This is a genomic window from Paraburkholderia sp. RHO2 (assembly GCF_050955445.1).
Lineage (GTDB): Bacteria > Actinomycetota > Actinomycetes > Mycobacteriales > Mycobacteriaceae > Prescottella > Prescottella agglutinans_A.
In genome coordinates, this window is sequence record NZ_CP162617.1 from 5,308,282 (window position 1) to 5,324,901 (window position 16,620).

15 protein-coding genes are annotated in these 16,620 nt (G+C 68.5%); 4 read left to right on the forward strand and 11 right to left on the reverse strand.

Going from position 1 to position 16,620, the window contains the following annotated elements; all coding sequences use genetic code 11:
- Positions 1-5: 5 nt before the first annotated feature.
- Genes ABTV10_RS24635 through ABTV10_RS24645 form a run of 3 tightly spaced genes read right to left on the reverse strand, consistent with a single transcriptional unit; the run spans position 6 to position 3,069 of the window.
- Positions 6-767 carry an SDR family oxidoreductase gene (locus tag ABTV10_RS24635; protein WP_499031419.1) on the reverse strand — a complete coding sequence of 254 codons (762 nt, stop codon included), beginning with the start codon at positions 765-767 and terminating at the stop codon, positions 6-8.
- Positions 767-1,840, reverse strand: coding sequence for a phosphotransferase family protein (locus ABTV10_RS24640; protein WP_499031422.1), 1,074 nt, complete (start codon positions 1,838-1,840; stop codon positions 767-769). Before ABTV10_RS24640 ends, ABTV10_RS24635 begins: the two co-directional genes overlap by 1 nt.
- Positions 1,837-3,069, reverse strand: a complete 1,233-nt coding sequence (locus ABTV10_RS24645) for an acyl-CoA dehydrogenase family protein (protein ID WP_499031425.1) — start codon at positions 3,067-3,069, stop codon at positions 1,837-1,839. The genes ABTV10_RS24640 and ABTV10_RS24645 overlap by 4 nt, the downstream gene beginning before the upstream one ends.
- Before the next feature lie 93 nt (positions 3,070-3,162).
- Between ABTV10_RS24645 and ABTV10_RS24650 the strand changes: the two genes are divergently transcribed.
- Positions 3,163-3,756 carry a TetR/AcrR family transcriptional regulator gene (locus ABTV10_RS24650; protein WP_499031428.1) on the forward strand — a complete coding sequence of 198 codons (594 nt, stop codon included), beginning with the start codon at positions 3,163-3,165 and terminating at the stop codon, positions 3,754-3,756.
- A 35-nt stretch (positions 3,757-3,791) separates the two neighbouring features.
- On the opposite strand, the gene ABTV10_RS24655 is transcribed toward ABTV10_RS24650, so the two are convergent.
- From ABTV10_RS24655 to ABTV10_RS24670, 4 genes are all read right to left on the reverse strand, one after another.
- On the reverse strand, positions 3,792-5,462 hold the full coding sequence (locus ABTV10_RS24655) for a hypothetical protein (protein ID WP_499031431.1): 1,671 nt from the start codon (positions 5,460-5,462) through the stop codon (positions 3,792-3,794).
- Between the two features lie 89 nt (positions 5,463-5,551).
- On the reverse strand, positions 5,552-7,216 hold the full coding sequence (locus ABTV10_RS24660) for a hypothetical protein (RefSeq protein ID WP_499031433.1): 1,665 nt from the start codon (positions 7,214-7,216) through the stop codon (positions 5,552-5,554).
- Positions 7,217-7,285: 69 nt separating this feature from the next.
- The gene (locus tag ABTV10_RS24665; RefSeq protein ID WP_499031436.1) at positions 7,286-9,328 is read right to left on the reverse strand and encodes an NAD(+) synthase; all 2,043 of its coding nucleotides are present in this window, start codon (positions 9,326-9,328) and stop codon (positions 7,286-7,288) included.
- 70 nt (positions 9,329-9,398) lie between these two features.
- Positions 9,399-11,549, reverse strand: coding sequence for a transglycosylase domain-containing protein (locus ABTV10_RS24670; protein ID WP_499031438.1), 2,151 nt, complete (start codon positions 11,547-11,549; stop codon positions 9,399-9,401).
- Positions 11,550-11,723: 174 nt separating this feature from the next.
- Here ABTV10_RS24670 and ABTV10_RS24675 point away from each other — a divergent pair, with 174 nt between their 5' ends.
- The 3 genes from ABTV10_RS24675 to ABTV10_RS24685 are packed head-to-tail and all read left to right on the forward strand — an operon-like array spanning position 11,724 to position 14,040.
- Entirely contained in the window at positions 11,724-12,104 is a 381-nt protein-coding gene (locus ABTV10_RS24675) for a GntR family transcriptional regulator (RefSeq protein ID WP_433608507.1), read from the forward strand.
- A 20-nt stretch (positions 12,105-12,124) separates the two neighbouring features.
- Positions 12,125-12,982, forward strand: a complete 858-nt coding sequence (locus tag ABTV10_RS24680) for an ABC transporter ATP-binding protein (RefSeq protein WP_499031440.1) — start codon at positions 12,125-12,127, stop codon at positions 12,980-12,982.
- A complete protein-coding gene (locus ABTV10_RS24685) occupies positions 12,979-14,040 on the forward strand; it encodes an ABC-2 membrane transporter-related protein (protein WP_499031442.1) in 1,062 nt (353 codons plus the stop codon). The genes ABTV10_RS24680 and ABTV10_RS24685 overlap by 4 nt, the downstream gene beginning before the upstream one ends.
- A gap of 42 nt (positions 14,041-14,082) precedes the next feature.
- Here the strand turns inward: ABTV10_RS24685 and ABTV10_RS24690 are convergent, their stop codons facing one another.
- From ABTV10_RS24690 to ABTV10_RS24705, 4 genes are all read right to left on the reverse strand, one after another.
- Complete coding sequence (locus ABTV10_RS24690) at positions 14,083-14,526, reverse strand: hypothetical protein (protein ID WP_499031445.1); 444 nt, start codon at positions 14,524-14,526, stop codon at positions 14,083-14,085.
- Positions 14,527-14,559: 33 nt separating this feature from the next.
- Positions 14,560-14,994 carry a DUF2231 domain-containing protein gene (locus ABTV10_RS24695; RefSeq protein ID WP_499035238.1) on the reverse strand — a complete coding sequence of 145 codons (435 nt, stop codon included), beginning with the start codon at positions 14,992-14,994 and terminating at the stop codon, positions 14,560-14,562.
- A 468-nt stretch (positions 14,995-15,462) separates the two neighbouring features.
- On the reverse strand, positions 15,463-15,936 hold the full coding sequence (locus ABTV10_RS24700; protein ID WP_499031447.1) for a GtrA family protein: 474 nt from the start codon (positions 15,934-15,936) through the stop codon (positions 15,463-15,465).
- A 380-nt stretch (positions 15,937-16,316) separates the two neighbouring features.
- On the reverse strand, positions 16,317-16,514 hold the full coding sequence (locus ABTV10_RS24705; RefSeq protein ID WP_499031450.1) for a hypothetical protein: 198 nt from the start codon (positions 16,512-16,514) through the stop codon (positions 16,317-16,319).
- Between the last annotated feature and the right edge of the window lie 106 nt (positions 16,515-16,620).

Below are 16,620 nucleotides of genomic sequence, written 5' to 3' on the forward strand. Positions count from 1 at the left end.
TCCGGCTACGCCATCTTGGCGACCACCGACAGCGGCAATACCTTCATCGCGAGGGACAGTGGCGCCCACGGCCAGGACGGAACATACGCCTTGTTCGGTTCCTTTTCGATGGCCGCGGCCAGGGCCCGGCAACCCGTTTCGGTGTCGACGATGAACGGCACCTTCTTCACCTTCTCGTTGATTTCCGAACGGATGAAGCCGGGGAAGATCGTGCTGACGTCGATGCCGGTCTTCGCCAGGTCGGCGCGCATGCCCTCGCCGAGCGCCGCGACCCCGGCCTTCGACGCCGCATAGGTGGTGAGGTTGCGCGGCATGCCGCGCACCGCGCTCACTGACGAGATCAGCACCACGTGTCCGGCGTTCCGTGGGCGGAACAGCTCGAGCGCGGCCTCGCTCTGCGCGAGCGCACCGAGGAAGTTGGTGCGGGCGGTCGCGGCATTGGCGCGAAAGTAGCCGGTGCCCAACGGTTGTCCCTTGCCGAGGCCGGCGTTGACGATCACCCGGTCCAGGCCGCCGAGTTCCTCGTCGAACTCCCGGAACACCGTGAACACCTGGTCGTGGACGTCCACGTCGAGCGTGCGGATCGCGACCGTGATCCGCGGGTGCGCGGCCAGCAGTTCGTCGCGCAGTTCCTCGAGCCGGTCGGTGCGCCGGGCCGCGAGCGCGAGATTACGTCCCCGCGCGGCGAACTCGCGGGCCATGCCGCGACCCAGGCCCGAGCTCGCGCCCGTGATGAGAATGTTCCTGCGCGTCGTGCGGCTGCCCACTACTTGCCCTCCGTCATGGTGTCGATCAGTTCGTTGCAGCGGGTGTCGAGGTATCCGACGGCCACCCAGAAGTGCTCGAAGGCCGGGTTGGTGGTCTGTCCGTGGTGGAAGCGGTAGTAGATCTGCTGCGCGATCACCGCGAGCCGGAACAGCCCGAACACCTCGTAGAAGCCCCAGTTGTCGACCGGCAGGCCGGTGCGCTGCCCGTAATAGTCGACGATCTCGCGGCGGGTGAGCATGCCCGGCAGGTCCGACGGCTGCCGCTTGGTGGCCTGCAGCATCGGGTGGTCGTCGGCCTGCACCCAGTACGCCAGGCTCGACCCCAGATCCATCAGCGGGTCGCCGATCGTCGCGAGTTCCCAATCCAGCACCGCCCGCGGCTGCAGGTCGTCGCCGAGGACGACGTTGTCGAGCCGGAAGTCGCCGTGGATCACCGCGGACGCGACGTCGGCGGGCTGGTTGTCGGCGAGCCACCGCGTGACGCGCCCGAAGTCGGGCACGTTGTCGGTGCGGGCGGCGGCGTACCGCTTGGTCCACCCGGCCACCTGACGGGCGACGTAGCCCGTGCCGCGGCCGAACTCGTCGAGGCCCGACGCGGCCGGGTCGACGCCGTGCAGTTCGATCAGCAGGTCGACCACCCGCAGGCACAGCTCCCGCGTGTTCTCGGGGGTGAGCCCGAGTTCGGCCGGGGGAGCGGACCGCAGGATGGTGCCCTCGACGCGTTCCATGACGTAGAAGTCGCTGCCCAGCACCGCCGGATCGGTGCACAGGCCGACCATCGCCGGCACGTGCGGGTACACCGGCGCGAGCAGCGACTGGATGCGGTACTCGCGGACCATGTCGTGCCCGGACGACGGCTTGGCCCCGGCCGGGGGGCGGCGCAGCACCAGGTCGCGGTCCGGGTAGCGCAGCAGGTACGTCAGGTTCGACGCGCCGCCCGCGAACTGGCGCACCTCCGGAAGGCCCCGGAAGTCACCGGAAGCGTTCTCGCGCAACCACTGCGCCACGGCCTCGATGTCGAACGCATCCTCGTCGCGGACCGGGCGGGCATTGTCCGGCAGCTGGGCGGTCACAGGTACTTGCCCAACTCGAAGCGGGCCACCAGGCCCTGGTGCACCTCGTCGGGTCCGTCCGCGAGCCGCAGCGCCCGCGCCGCCGTCCAGGCGCCGGCGAGCGGGAAGTCCTCGGACAACCCACCCCCGCCGTGGATCTGGATCGCGAAGTCGATCACCTGCTGCGCCACCCGCGGCGCGGCGACCTTGATCTCCGACACCGCCGACCGCGCACCGAGGATGCCCTGGGTGTCGAGCAGCCACGCGGTGTTGAGCACCAGCAACCGCAACTGGTTGATCGCGATCCGGGCGTCAGCCACGCGTTCGCGGTTGCCGCCCAGATTGATCAGCGGCTTGCCGAACGCGACGCGCTCGGTGCCGCGGCGGATGGCGAGTTCCAGCGCCGCCTCCGCGAGGCCGATCAGGCGCATGCAGTGGTGCACGCGGCCGGGGCCCAGACGACCCTGCGCGATCTCGAATCCCCTTCCGGGACCGGCGATGATCGCATCCAAGGGCAATCGCACGTCCGTGAACGACACCTCGCCGTGGCCACCGGGCTCGTCGTAGAAGCCCATGGTCGAGAGCATCCGCTCGACCGTGACGCCGGGCGTGTCGATCGGGACCAGGACCATCGAATGCCGCTGGTGCTTGGGCGCTTCCGGGTCGGTGAGGCCCATGAAGATCAGGATCTTGCAGTCGGGGCTGCCGATGCCCGTGCTCCACCACTTGCGGCCGTTCAGCACCACCTCGTCGCCCTCGACGACCGCGGTCGCGGCCATGTTGGTGGCGTCGGACGACGCGACGTCCGGCTCGGTCATGCAGAACGCGGAGCGAATCTCGCCGTCCAGCAAGGGCTTCAGCCACCGTTCCTTCTGTGCGGCGCTGCCGTAGTGGTAGAGCACCTCCATGTTGCCGGTGTCGGGGGCGTCGCAGTTGAAGACGGCGGAGGCGAACTGGGAGCGGCCCATCTCCTCGGCGAGCGGTGCATACTCGACGTTGCTCAGCCCGGCACCGAGTTCGGCGTCGGGCAGGAAGAGGTTCCACAGTCCCTGCGCGCGAGCCTCGGCCTGCAGGGCACGGATCTGGTCGGACACCTGCCACATCGCGGCGCCCGGCACGTCGGCGCGCTGCGCGAACGGTGCCACCCGCTCGGCCCGCAGGCGCGCCTCGACGGGGGCGACCTCGGTCGCGATGAACTCACGCAACCGGTCGAGGTACTCCTTCGACCGGGCGCTCTGGGCGAAATCCATGCCAGCCTCCGTGACGTCGCGACTAACTGAGCATTGCTCAGTTAACCTAAACGTAGACTTGCCCCGCAATCAAGAACCTGGATGGTGCATTTCTTGTCCACTCGAACCGAGACGCCGGGACCGCCGACGCGGCGGCGGCTGCCCCCGGAGGAACGCAAGCGGCAACTCGTCGCGATCGGCCTGCAGGAGCTGGCGACGCGCCCCATCCACGCGCTGTCGATCGACCGGGTCGCCGAGCAGGCCGGTATCTCCCGAGGCCTGCTGTTCCGGTACTTCCCGACCAAACAGGACTACTACGTCGCGGTCGTGGGCGCGGCCGCCCGGCGTCTACTGCGTGCCGCCGTCGCCGATCCCGACGACGCGTCCGGTGAGCCGCTGCGCGCGGTCGTGCACGCGTTCGTGTCGTTCATCGACCGGCACGGGGCCAACTACCAGTCGTTCTTCCACGGCGGCTTCGGCGCCGACCCGCAGATCCAGGAGATCCGCGAGCACATGAAGAACACGATGGTCGACCGCACCCTCGAGGCCACCGGCACCGCACCGACCCCAGCCACCCGGATGCTGCTGCGCGGCTGGTGGTCGATGGTCGAGAGCCTCGCCATCGACCGCACCGCCGAGCCGGCCTTCACCGTCGACGACGTCGTCGACGCCGCCCTCGCGGCGCTACCGATTCCGCACGGCCGCTAGGCCAGTTCGCGGACGAACGGTTCCGGACGCCGTGATCAGCGCACGACGAGGTCGTGATCGGTCGCGCTGAGGCTGATCGGCGCGATCCGCTTGTCGCGCATCCACTCCCGCACGAACGCGTCGAGCACCGGATCGGAACCGCGTGCATCGAACGCCGCCTGCGGGATCTCGATCGCACCGACGAGATGCCGTGGCTGCGAATCCAGTCCCGCACCGCGCGGCGCGAACCGCAGACCGTCCGCGGTGTGCACGATCACCGGGATCCGCGTCCCGTCCGGCGCGGTCACCGTGGCCCCGCGCGTGGTCGCCACCGGATCGAAGTGGTCGATCGAGATCCGGTACCCGGACGGACCGGCGTGCAACCCGACCTGGTCGAGCAGGCGCGGATCGAGGATCGAGTACGGCAGCACGCTGTCCACCAGTACCTGGCCGTCCACCCACGCGTCCCGCGAGGGGAGGGTGGTGGACAGGTTCCACGGGGCCGGGGGTGCCAGCGTGTCGGTGGACCGGTCACGCTGCGAGTTCTCGAGCGGAGTGCCGGGCAGTTCCGCACCGGTCGCGGTGAACTCCCACGTCGGCGCGTTCAGGTGCTTGTGCCAGAAGCCGGTGACGCCGTCGCGGCTGCCGGCGACCCGGAGTTCGCGCGCGTCCGGGCCGATTCCGGTGGAGTGGACGGTGATCGCCGACGTGATGTTCCCGGGGATCTTGGGCTGGCGCTTCCAGTCCTGGGCGGGCAACTGGATCGCGGCGTAGCCCTTGAACCACGACTCGAACGCCGAGTTCGGCGCGGTCGGCTTGCCCGTCTGGTCGTCCCAGCTGTAGCGGAAGAAGATCGAGTCCGAGCCGGACGCGTCGGGATCGAAGTTCCGCGTGTACATGTCGCCGTACTTGTTCACCACGAACGTCGTCGACGCCGACGACGACAGCGCGACCGACTGGAACCGGCCGCCCAGCGGACCGCCGATCTCGTAGCTGTCGTCGATGGGGAGCCACGGGTCGGCGTAGGTGATGCGGCTGCCGTCGCCGGTCAGCGAGGGCACCATGGTCATCTTCGCCAGGCCGTAGTAGTGCAGGCGGCCCGCGACATCCGCGTACGTCTGGTTGTCCCACGGCGACGCGACGCTCAGCGCCCACTGCCCGGGCTCCCCGCCCAGCAGCTTCTTGCCGCCGCCCGTCCAGATCGGGGCGCCGAACGCGGACGTCCAGTTCCACGTGAGCGGGGTCTGCGACGCGTTGTCCATCGTGTAGATCCAGCCGTCGGCGTCGATGGCGGCCAGTTCGTCGTCGTCGGCGGAGATGCCGACCAGCCGATTGCGCAGACACTCCGGCAGCGGCGCGTACCGCCACGGCTCGGTGTTGCCGCCGGCCCACACGCGCGGCCGGGTCAACAGCGCGCCGTCGACCAGCGAGAAGTCCCAGAACTTGTTGAACTGGGTTGTCTGCGTGCGCAACTCGATCGACGAAGGCGCGTTGTCGCCCACGAACACGGGAAGGTTGGCCAGCCCGTCGCGTGCCCCCATCGACGGCAGGCCCGGGGGCAGCTGTGCGGTGCCGAACGGCACGCACGACGCCGGTGCGCTCGATGCGGGCTCCGCAACAGCGACGGGCGCCGTCGTCACCAGCCCGGCGATCACCGCGGCCCCCGCGAGGGGAGCACGGAAACGAAGTCGGGACGGGAAACGCTTGCGGCGGGCACGATCGGTCACGCCCTCGGATATATCAACTGACCAACCGTTTGTTACATTTCAACACGCTGTGTGACGCACACCATTCATGAAATCGTAACCTTCGCCGGTCAGCGCACCACCAGGTCGTGATCGGTCGCACTGAGGGTGATCGGCGCAATCCGCTTGTCGCGCATCCAGTCCCGCACGAACGCGTCGAGCACCGGATCGGAACCGCGTGCATCGAACGCCGCCTGCGGGATCTCGATCGCACCGACGAGATGCCGTGGCTGCGAATCCAGTCCCGCACCGCGCGGCGCGAACCGCAGACCGTCCGCGGTGTGCACGATCACCGGGATCCGCGTCCCGTCCGGCGCGGTCACCGTGGCCCCGCGCGTGGTCGCCACCGGATCGAAGTGGTCGATCGAGATCCGGTACCCGGACGGACCGGCCTGCAGCCCAGCCTGATCGAGCAGACGCGGATCGACCACCGAGTACGGCAGTCCCACATCGAGGAGGAACTGTCCGTCGACGAGGGCGTCCCTGGCGGGGAGCGACGCAGACAGGTTCCACGGCGCCGGCGGCGCCAGGGTCTCCCCGGACCGGTCGTGCGGAGAATTCGCCAGCGGGGTCCCGGGCAGTTCGGCGCCCGTCGCGGTGAACTCCCACGCCGGGGCGTTCAGGTCCTTGTGCCAGAAGCCCGTCGCCCCGTCACTGCGCCCCGCCACGCGCAATTCCCGGGCACCCGGCCCGACCCCGGTGGAGTGCACGCTGATCGCCGAGGTGATCTCACCGGGAATCTTCGGCTGCCGCACCCACTCCTGCGCCGGCAGCCGGATCGCCGCGTAGTCCCGATTCAGATACTCCGCGAACAGGTCCGGAGCAGTCGGCTTGCCGTCCTGACCGTCCCAGCTGTAGCGGAAGAACACCGAATCCGAACCGACGGCGTCGAAATCGAAATTCCGCGTGTACATGTCGCCGTACTCGTTCGTCACGAACGTGGTCGACCCCGCCGACGACAACGCGACCGAGCGGAAGCGTCCACCCAGCGGACCGCCGATCTCGTAGCTGTCGTCGTTCGGCAGCCACGGATCGGCGTACGTGATGCGGCTGCCGTCGCCGGTCAGCGACGGCACCATCGTCATCTTGCCCAGCCCGACGTGGTGGATACGGCCGTCGGCGTCGACGTAGGTCTGGTTGTCCCACGGGGACGACACGCTCAGCGCCCAGGTGCCCGGCGCCGGTCCGGCGACGCGCTGGCCGGCCCCGAACCACAGCGGTGCCCCGAACGCGGACGTCCAGTTCCACAGCAGCGGCGCGTGGGCCACGTTGTCCATCGTGTAGATCCAGCCGGCCCCGTCCACGGCGATCAGTTCGTCGTCGTCCACCGAGATGCCCACCAGCACCCCGCGCAGGCATTCCGGCAGCGGCGCGTACCGCCACGGCTCGGTGTTCGCGCCGGTCGACGCCCGGGGCCGGGTGAGCAGCGCGCCGTCGACCAGCGCGAAGTCCCAGAACTGGTTGAACTGCGTTGTCTGCGTCCGCAGCTCGATCGACGATGGCGCGGCGACGCCGACGAACGTGGGCAGCGCCTGAAGTCCGTCGCGAGCACCGGTCGCCGGCGTGCCGGGCGGAAGCTGCGCGGTGCCGAACGGGACGCAGGACGCCGGACCGGCAGCGGGGTCGGCGCCCGCCGGGGGCGCAGCGGACACGAGCGCTGTCACCGCCGCTGCACAGACGAGCGACGCACCGAACCGGATCCGAGAGGACGTGCGGGACCGATCGCGATCTCTCATGCGGTCCAATATCCCCCAGAGCCGATCCGGACCCGTGCACCACACACCGGAAATGTGACGCGAACCGCGTCAGTCGGGAACCAGGCGGTTCAGTTCGTCGATCCACGCGACGGTTCCGACGTCGCTGGGGGCGCGCCAGTCTCCGCGCGGGGACAGCGAGCCGCCCGAGCCGACCTTCGGGGCGTTCGGCGACGCAGACCGCTTGAACTGATTGCGCAGGAATCGTTCCAGGAAGACCCTCAGCCACGTCTTGATCGCCGCGAGGTCGTACTCGTGGCGCATGTCCTCGGGGACGAGGTCCGGCCAGGACCCCCGCCCCGCGTCACCCCAGGCCTGGTGCGCGAGATATGCGATCTTGCTGGGCCGCATCCCGAACCGGATCAGGTGGTAGAGGAAGAAGTCGTGGAGTTCGAACGGTCCGATCGCCTTCTCCGTGTCCTGTGCGGTCGACGCGTCGGCCGGGATCAGTTCCGGCGTGATCACGTTGTCGAGCACCGACACCAACACCTCCGCGACCGCCCCGGAGACGTCCGTGCCCACACTCGACCATCGCAGCAGGTAGCGGATGAGGGTCTTAGGGACCGAGGCATTGACGTCGTAGTGCGACATCTGGTCGCCGACGCCGTATGTGCACCAACCGAGGGCGAGTTCGCTCAGGTCCCCGGTCCCGAGGACGAGCGCCCCGTGCTGGTTGGCCAACCGGAACAGGAGCGACGTGCGTTCGCCCGCCTGCACGTTCTCGAAGGTGGTGTCGTACACCGGCTCACCGTGGGCGTACGGGTGATCGAGGTCCCGGAGCATCTGCATGGACGACGGCCGGATGTCGATCTCCGACGACGTCACCCCCAGTGCCTCCGTCAGGGAGTGTGCACGCGCCGTCGTCGCGTCACCGGTGGCGAATCCCGGCAGGTGATAGGCGAGAACATTGCTGCGGGGCAACGACATCCGGTCGACCGTCGCTGCCGCGACCAGCAGCGCCAGGGTGGAGTCCAGACCGCCCGAGACTCCGATGACGACGCGCTCGATCCCGGTGGCCTCCAGTCTTCGGCGTAGGCCGTTCACCTGCATCTCCACGACCTCACGACACCGTTTGTCGCGGTCCTCGACCCCGGCGGGCACGTAGGGGAAGCGCGGGACGTCACGTCGGAGGGGACGCGCCCGGGCCGGTCCGGCCGTTCCGAACGCGACCCGGCGGAGCGCTCCCGCATGCTCCGCGTGGTCTCCGACCTGGTCCTGAAAACTCGTGGTGCGCATACGTTCGCGCCGCAAGCGCTCGACATCGACGTCGGTGACGACGAGCTGCTCGACGTCGACAAATGTGCGGCTGCGGGCGAGGACGATGCCGTTCTCGCAGACCAGGGCGTCACCGTCCCAGGCGAGGTCCGTCGTCGACTCCCCCGGCCCGGCACTGACGTACAACTGCGCGGCCAGGCAGCGGGCCGAGTGTGCCGCGCACAACAGTTCGCGGTAGTCGGACTTGCCGGTCGTCGCGTTGCTCGCGGAGAGGTTCGCCAGCACCGTCGCGCCGCCGAGCGCGGCCCAGGTGCTCGGCGGGATCGGCACCCACAGGTCCTCACACACCTCGAGATGAACCACCAGCTCCGGGACTGCGTGCGACCCGAAGAGCAGATCGTTGCCGAACGGCACCTGGGCACCGAGCAGCCGGACCGATCGGAACGGCGCGTCACGTGCGGCGGAATAGACCCGCTTCTCGTAGAACTCCCGGTAGTTCGGAAGGTACGACTTGGGCACCACGCCCAGGACCGCGCCGTCATGGAGCACGACCGCACAGTCGAAGAGACCGTCGCCGAAACGCAGCGGTGCACCGACCGCACACAGCGTGGGCAGACCACGGCTCACGGACCGGACGACGTCGACCGCCTCGACACAGGCATCGAGGCAGGCGTCCTGCTGCACCAGATCGTCGATGCTGTAACCGGACAGGCACAGCTCCGGAAACACGACGACATCCACATCGGCATCGGCGGCCTGCCGCAGCAACCCCGACACCTGACGTGCGTTGTGGTGCGGATCAGCGATTCGGATCCGGGGAAGACCCACCGCGACCGAGACGAAGCCGTGCGTGCGCGGCGACTCGAAACGGTGGGTCATCGGACGCCTCCCTGCACGGACCGGCTCCATCGAGTCTAGGTGCCGGTCCGGTCGCGGGGCGCCGAGTCTGCTATCCGGGCAACGTGATCTTGACGCCCGGCAGGATCTCGATGACACGGGGACCCGGCGGCGGGAGGGCCGGCAGCTGCGGCAGCTCCGGCAGCTGCGGCAGGGCCGGGACATTCGCCGGTCCCGGAGCGGGGGTGGGCGCCCCCGAGGTCGGGCCGACGCCCGTGAAGGCGGGCACACCGGCCTGGCCGCCGATCGGCGCCGGCCACGGGAACTTCTCGACCGGGGCGTCGTCGAGCGCGCCGTCCATCGTCTTCTTCCAGATGTCCGACGGCAGGCCCGAGCCGTACACCGGCCCGCCCCAACTGTTTTCGATCGCCTTCGCGTCGGCCGTACCAACCCACACCGCGGTGGACAGCTGCGGCGTGTAGCCGACCATCCAGGCGTCCTTGTTCTTTCCGGTGTCGCCGAGCTGCGCGGTACCGGTCTTCGACGCGGACGGGCGGCCGCCGGCCAGGCCGTGTCCGGCCGAGTACGCCGCGATCGGCAGCATCGCCTGCGAGACGTTGTCGGCGACCGCGGCATCGAGCCGTCGCTCACCCTCCGACGCCGGCCGGTCGAGCAGCACGTCGCCGTCGGCCGTCACCACCTTCTGCACGAAGTACGGCTGGTGGTAGATGCCCGACGCCGCGAGCGTCGCGTACGCCGACGCCATGTCGATCGGCCGGGACAGGTACTGGCCCAGCACGATTCCGTTCTCCGGCGGGCCGCCCTCCTGCGTGAGTGTCGGGTACTGCCAGCCGGGGACGGTCTCGGGGATGCCGGCCTGGTGGGCGGCGTCGGCGATCTTCTGCGCGCCGTCGTCCAGTCCCAGCGTCAGCCGGTAGAAGCTGGTGTTCAGCGACCGCTTGAGCGCCTCGGCGATGGTGCACTTGCCGCACGATTCGCCACCGACGTTGTTGATCGTGACGCCGTAGATCGAGAGCGGGCCGCTGTCGTACGTCTGGGACAGCGGAATGTCCTGCTGCAGCGCGGCGACCAGGCCGAACACCTTGAAGGACGAGCCGGTCTGCAGGCCGGCCTGCGCGAAGTCGAAGCCCTTGCCGTCGGCGCCGCCGTAGTAGGCGCGCACCGCCCCGGACTTGGGATCGACCGACACCACCGCGGTGCGCAGATTCTCCGGTTCGCCCTCGAAGGTGTCGGCGACCGCCTCGATCGCGGCCTCCTGCGCCCTCGGGTCGATCGTCGTGGTGATCTGGAGGCCCTCGGTGTTGAGGTCCTGCTCGCTCACCCCGGACGCCGCGAGCTCACGCAGCACCTGCGTACGGATGAGACCCTCCGGCCCCGGCGCCTCACCCGAGTCCGCGGCCGGGGCGGCCGGCAGCACAGCCGGGAACTCGATGGCCTGGCGCTCGGCCGGCGGGAGCGCCGACATCGACACCATGCCGTCGAGCACGTAGTTCCAGCGGGCGGTCAGCGCCTCGGGGTTCGTGACGGGGTCGAGGCTGGACGGGCTCTGGATCACCGCGGCGAGCACCGCGGCCTCGCTCACCGTCAGGTCGGCGAGCGGCTTGCCGAAGTACGCGTTGGACGCGGCCGCGATGCCGTACGCGCCGCGACCGAAGTAGATGGTGTTGAGGTACGCGGCCAGGATCTCGTCCTTCGACCACTCGCGGGCCATCTTCGACGAGATGACCAGTTCCTTCATCTTGCGGCTCACCGACCGCTCGGATCCGACGAGCGTGTTCTTGACGTACTGCTGCGTGATCGTGGAGCCACCGCCGGCGCTGTCGCGGCCCAGGATGTTGTCGCGCGCCGCCCGGGCGAACCCGGAGACCGAGAAGCCGGGGTTGGAGTAGAAGTCTCGGTCCTCGGCCGACAGCACGGCGTTGCGCACCTGGACCGGGATCTGGTCGATCGAGACCTCGGTCCGGTTCCCCTCCGGCGGCACGATCCGGGCGATCTCGGTGGTGCCGTCGGCCGCGAGGATCGTCGACACCTGGTTGGTCCGCATGTCGCCGGGGCGCGGCACGTCGGCGTCCCTGTACGCCACACCGAACGCGACGAGCGGCGTGACGATGAGCAGAACCAGCACGCACAGGCTCACCCACAGTGCAATCCGCCGGCCCTTGCGGCGAGGTTTGCGGCGTTCGGCCTTCGGGTCCGACGCGGCTTTGCGCTTGGCGGCGCCGCCGGTGTTGGTTGAATTCACAATCAAACTTCCGTCTCAATCAGTGCACTTGACACGAATTTTCACACTGGTCGGTACCTTCGAGCCACATTTGGCGCGACACGCTATACCTCGCAAACCCCTCGAACCGGTTGACAACAGGCACTACCTGCGGCAACCTTCATTTCACTATTGTTGTAGTGAAATGGAGATTCGATGGTGGAGTTCCACATCAACCGTCGATCCGGGATCCCCGCGTACGTCCAGTTGGTGCTCCAGGTCAAGCAGGCGCTGCGCCTGGGGGACCTGAAGCCGGGCGACCAACTGCCGACCGCGAAGGAAGTGGTCGCAGCCGTGACGGTCAACCCCAACACGGTCCTCAAGGCGTACCGGGAACTCGAGAACGAAGGGTTGGTGGAAGCCCGTCCGGGGCTCGGCACCTTCGTGACCCAGTCACTGCTCAAACCCGGGATGGCGGAACGCAACGCACTGCAGGCGGCACTGGCCGACTGGGCGCGGCAGGGCGCGGACGCGGGACTCGACCGCTCGGACCTCGAGGCACTCGTGGCAGCGGCGTTCGACAACGAATTCGGTTAGAGAAAACAGGGGGGGTTCACATGAGTGAGGCAGCAGCAGCGCTGACGCTGCACGACGTACACAAACGATTCCGCCGCAACGAGGCCCTGCGGGGGTGCACGTTCGACGTCGAACGCGGCAGCATCACCGCGCTCGTCGGTGCCAACGGCGCAGGCAAGTCGACGCTGATGTCGATCGCAGTCGGCCTGCTCGAGCCCGATGCGGGGGAGGTGACGGTGCTGGGCCGCCGGCCCGACCGCCGCGGCATCTGCCCCGGCCTGGCGTACGTCGCCCAGCACAAGCCGCTCTACCGGGGCTTCACGGTCGGCGACATCCTCCTGTTCGGTGAGAAGTCGAACACGACGTGGGACGCCGCGTATGCGGCGCGCATCGTCGCCGGCGCGCAGATCCCGCTGTCGGCGCGGGTGAAGACGCTGTCCCCCGGCCAGCGCACCCGCGTCGCCCTGGCACTCGCGCTCGGGCGACTACCCGACGTGCTCCTGCTGGACGAACCGCTCGCTGAACTCGACCCGCTGGCACGACGTTCCGTCGTCCGCACGCTCATGGAGGACGCCGCCGACCGCGGCACGACAATCGTGCTGTCCTCGCACGTGCTGTCCGAGGTGGCGGAGATCGCCGACCGTCTCGTGATCCTCGGCTCCGGGAAGGTCCGCCTGTCCGGCGCACTCGACGACCTCCTCGACGACCACTACCTGCTCACCGGCACCGCCGACCCGACCGCCGTGATCGGCACCGGGGCAGTCGTCGAATCCCGGCACCGCACCCACCTCGTGCGCGGCGCCCGCCCCGCACCGGGCGACGGCTGGCGCGTGGAGGCACCGGACCTCGACGACATCGTCCTGGCCTACCTCGCCGAAACCGACGGAGCTGCAGCATGATCTGGAGCACCTGGCGGCAGCATCGGACGACGCTCCTGGCCGCGGTCGGCTCGGTCCTACTGCTCGCGTTGGTCGCGGTGGTCTGCGGCCTCACGATTCGGGGCGCGACCAGACCGGAGCCGTTCGGCAACTTCTACGGCTGCATGCCCGGTGATGGGGCCGCGGAGTGCTGGGCCGAGTCGACACTCATGCTGCTCATCCTTGCCACGGTGGTTCTGCCCGTGCTGCTCGGCGTACTGGTCGGCGTCACCGTCTTCTCCCGGGACATCGAGCCCGGCACCCACGTCCTCGGACTGTCCCAGTCCGTCAGCCGTGCGCGGTGGTATTGGACGCGGGTTCTGGTCGTGTTCGTGCCGGCGACCCTCGCCATGGTCGTCCTCGGATCCGTGCTCGAGTGGACCCGCACGGTGGCCACCGGAACGAACTTCGGATTCGTCTCGTCCGGTTGGGCTGGCTACTCGACGCTCACCTTCCCCCAGTTCCAGTCCACCGGGTTGATCGCGGGGGCCTACACGTTCATGGCACTGATCCTCGGAAGCCTGCTCGGCCTGCTGCTCCGCAACACGCTCGGTGCCATGGCGGTGACGCTGGTCGCGATGACGGCACTGCTGGTGGGATTCCAGGCGGCCCGGCCGCAGTACGCGACGCCCGTGGTCGAGGCGCAGCCGCTCGACCGGATGAACGGTGCGGCTTCGTACATTCCGGATGACACGAGCTACTGGCTCCTGAAATCGGGGTACGTCGACTCCCGGGGAAACTACGTCGACGTCAACCTCTCGGCCTGCGACTGGATTTGGATCGGCGAGGGCGCAGATTGGGATCCGCGACCCGATGAGACGGGCGCACAGTTTGCCGCCCGCCAGGAGATCCTGCAGACAGACCGGAACCGCGACATCAACGCGTGCATGCAGGGACAGGGCGCGGACCACTTCGAGGTTCACTACCAGCCCAACGACCTGTTCCGGCGATTCCAACTCATCGAAGTGGCTCTGGCGCTTGCCCTGTCGGCCTTGTTGTTGATTCCGTCGCTGTGGGCGCTGCGGAGGCTGCGCCCCTGACGCATCGACCGTCGGGCGCTCGGTGTCGCCGTCGCCTTCGCGTCAGCTTCCGCCCACGCCGAGGGCGGTCAGCAGCACCAGCACGACGGTCACGACGGCAAGCACTCCGTGGCCCGCGACGACCGCGACAGGGAAGTGCTTCTCCGCCGGGTCCTGCTGCGCCGGTGCGGGCCGTCCACCGCCCGCACCGGCTGCCGCTCCGGCGCGGTAGGTGGGAATCCACCGCACCAGCATGGCGAATCCCAGGAGTGCAACCGGAACCAGCAGGCCGAAGGCGACCCAGGCGAGTGCCGTCTCGTCGACGATGAGATACACGATCCACACGACCAGGCCGACCACGGCGAGCGCGAAGTGTCCGAAGATCAGCGCCGGCGGAAAATGGCTGGCGCGCGGGGTTTGGGTCCCACCTTTCGCGATCCAGGTGGCGAGCATGTAGAAGCCGCCGCCCGCCGTGAGTAGCCAGGTCACGAGCGCTGCGATACCCATGTCGTCTCCTAACACGTGGTGCGCGAGGGGGGATCACGGCTGCACCGGTGGCGTATGCCCGGCGGGTGGCCCGAAGCCCTCGAGCTGGTCTGCGTCGTGGACCACCCGGACGCCGTACCGGAATGCGAGCTTGCCGCCGAGGTATCCGGACACACCCAGAGCGATGATGCTGCCCGCCGACAGCACGATCTGTCCGACGCTCACCGGATGCGGCCGCCCGTAATCAGATTGGCGCCACACGAAGTTCACGGCGAACGCCACTGTCACAGCCAGATTGAGCGCCATGTGCACCAGGCCGGTTCGAAACGCCGGTGTCCCCGTCGGTATCCCGAACAGGTCGAGGAATCCGACCATTGCCGCGGCGAGGGCGCCGAGGATCCCGATCGCGATCAGCCATTCCGAGCCCTGGGCGAGGAATCCGGGCCGGTCGGCGATCCGCGACGCGATGTCGAAGACCAGTGTCCGGATCCAACGCGGCGGCCGTCACTCGCTCACTCACCGGGCGGGCGAACGGCCGACATTCGGTGCAACTGAGGATCCGTGGACGTCTCCGGAATACTCCGGTGCATGACCTACCTCGTCCTCATCGCCGTTGTAGTGCTCTTCTTGACCTTGGGTATCCGTGCTGCGACGCGGAAGCGGTCGCCGGATCGGTCACAGAGGCGGCCGCGGCCGGACTCGGCGGCAAGTGGAGTGGCCGACGGGTCGAACGACAGCCAGAGCGATTCCGGAGGAGATGGCTCCGGCAGTACCTGCAGCGACAGCGGCGGATCGTCCGACAGCGGCGGATCGTCCGACAGCGGCGGAGGGGGCTGCGACTGACGACCACCGTCTACCGGCCGGTGTGAGGGGTTCTGCCGACAATCTCTGTGCGCTTGCGGTTTCTCGCCGAGCGGGAGACCGCGTACCAGCCGCCCCATCGCTGAGTGGCGAGGTTCAGGGTTGGACTTCCTGCACGGCCGCGCCATATTCCTGTTCTGGAACAACAGGACTCGGAAACACGAACTTACGCATGGCCCACCAGCGGAACACGGTGGCGAGGAGGGTCCCGACGATGGTGGCACTGACGAAGTCGGCGACGTTCTCCGCGAAGAGCGACACGTGCGGGGTCTGGAGAGCGAAGACGTATCGTGAAACCGCCAGCGGCAACTGATTGATCACCAGGCCCACACCGGCAACCAGGAAGAACAGGACCGCCTCGTGCCGACGCTCGCGACCGCCGCGGGCGGTGAAGGCCCACTCCCGGTTGAGCACGTAGGACAGCACCGTGGCGACCAGCACCGCCACAACATTGGCGGTCACCGGCTTGCCCTCGAGGACTGTCCATTTCAAACCGAAGAACAGCACCGACGTGGCGACGAACGCGATGGATCCCACCGTCAAGAACTTCAACAGTTCCGCGTTGCGCACGAACACGGACAGCAGCCGTGCGGGCATCCGAGCGGCGACAACCTGAATCGGGAACATCCGAGACAGCTTACCGATCGAAAGCGTGCCGAAGGGGCCAACTTTCGGGTGAAATGGGGGGTTGGATATCGGACAGGGACGACATCTATCGAGCGTCGATCGAGAACACCGGGCAGTGGAGCCAGCAGCGTCAGTCCGCCGGCATCACCGGCCCGATAGCGGAGGCGGTCCGAGCACACTCGTTTCCAACTCGCAGAGTGCCGTTGCCCCACCGATAGATAGCGTCACGACGGCAACGAGTGCACGGGAGACTCCGGAGAGGATCGAGTACCGGCGGACTGGACCGCGGCGGAGGGGTCTCGGCCCCGCATTGGCGCAAGCAGTTACGGAAGTCCGAGGAACCGCCAGACAGCGATCACGATCGGCTCGAGCCATGCGCGAACTTGCGGGGGAAGTCCCGCATACGGGTCGTATCCACCAGGTGAGGCACCGGCGACGCCGGCACCGAGGAAGAAGAGCACCCCCACCGTCGCAACCGTCGTTGCTGCTCTGATCTTGTTCATGTCGGTGGTATCCAGCATTCGACGTCCGCCGTTACCGACATACATCGGCGGCCCACTCGAAGAGTCGTCGATCGATACACGGAATCCACATATATCGGACATGCCCTCGCCCCGAACGGAATTC

Bases quoted from the DNA above. Each gene is read 5' to 3' on its own strand.
- ABTV10_RS24675 (WP_433608507.1), top strand. From the start codon at position 11,724: ATGGTGGAGTTCCACATCAACCGTCGATCCGGGATCCCCGCGTACGTC.
- ABTV10_RS24680 (WP_499031440.1), top strand. From the start codon at position 12,125: ATGAGTGAGGCAGCAGCAGCGCTGACGCTGCACGACGTACACAAACGA.
- ABTV10_RS24660 (WP_499031433.1), bottom strand. From the start codon at position 7,216: ATGAGAGATCGCGATCGGTCCCGCACGTCCTCTCGGATCCGGTTCGGT.
- ABTV10_RS24645 (WP_499031425.1), bottom strand. From the start codon at position 3,069: ATGGATTTCGCCCAGAGCGCCCGGTCGAAGGAGTACCTCGACCGGTTG.
- ABTV10_RS24685 (WP_499031442.1), top strand. From the start codon at position 12,979: ATGATCTGGAGCACCTGGCGGCAGCATCGGACGACGCTCCTGGCCGCG.
- ABTV10_RS24690 (WP_499031445.1), bottom strand. From the start codon at position 14,526: ATGGGTATCGCAGCGCTCGTGACCTGGCTACTCACGGCGGGCGGCGGC.
- ABTV10_RS24665 (WP_499031436.1), bottom strand. From the start codon at position 9,328: ATGACCCACCGTTTCGAGTCGCCGCGCACGCACGGCTTCGTCTCGGTC.
- ABTV10_RS24705 (WP_499031450.1), bottom strand. From the start codon at position 16,514: ATGCTGGATACCACCGACATGAACAAGATCAGAGCAGCAACGACGGTT.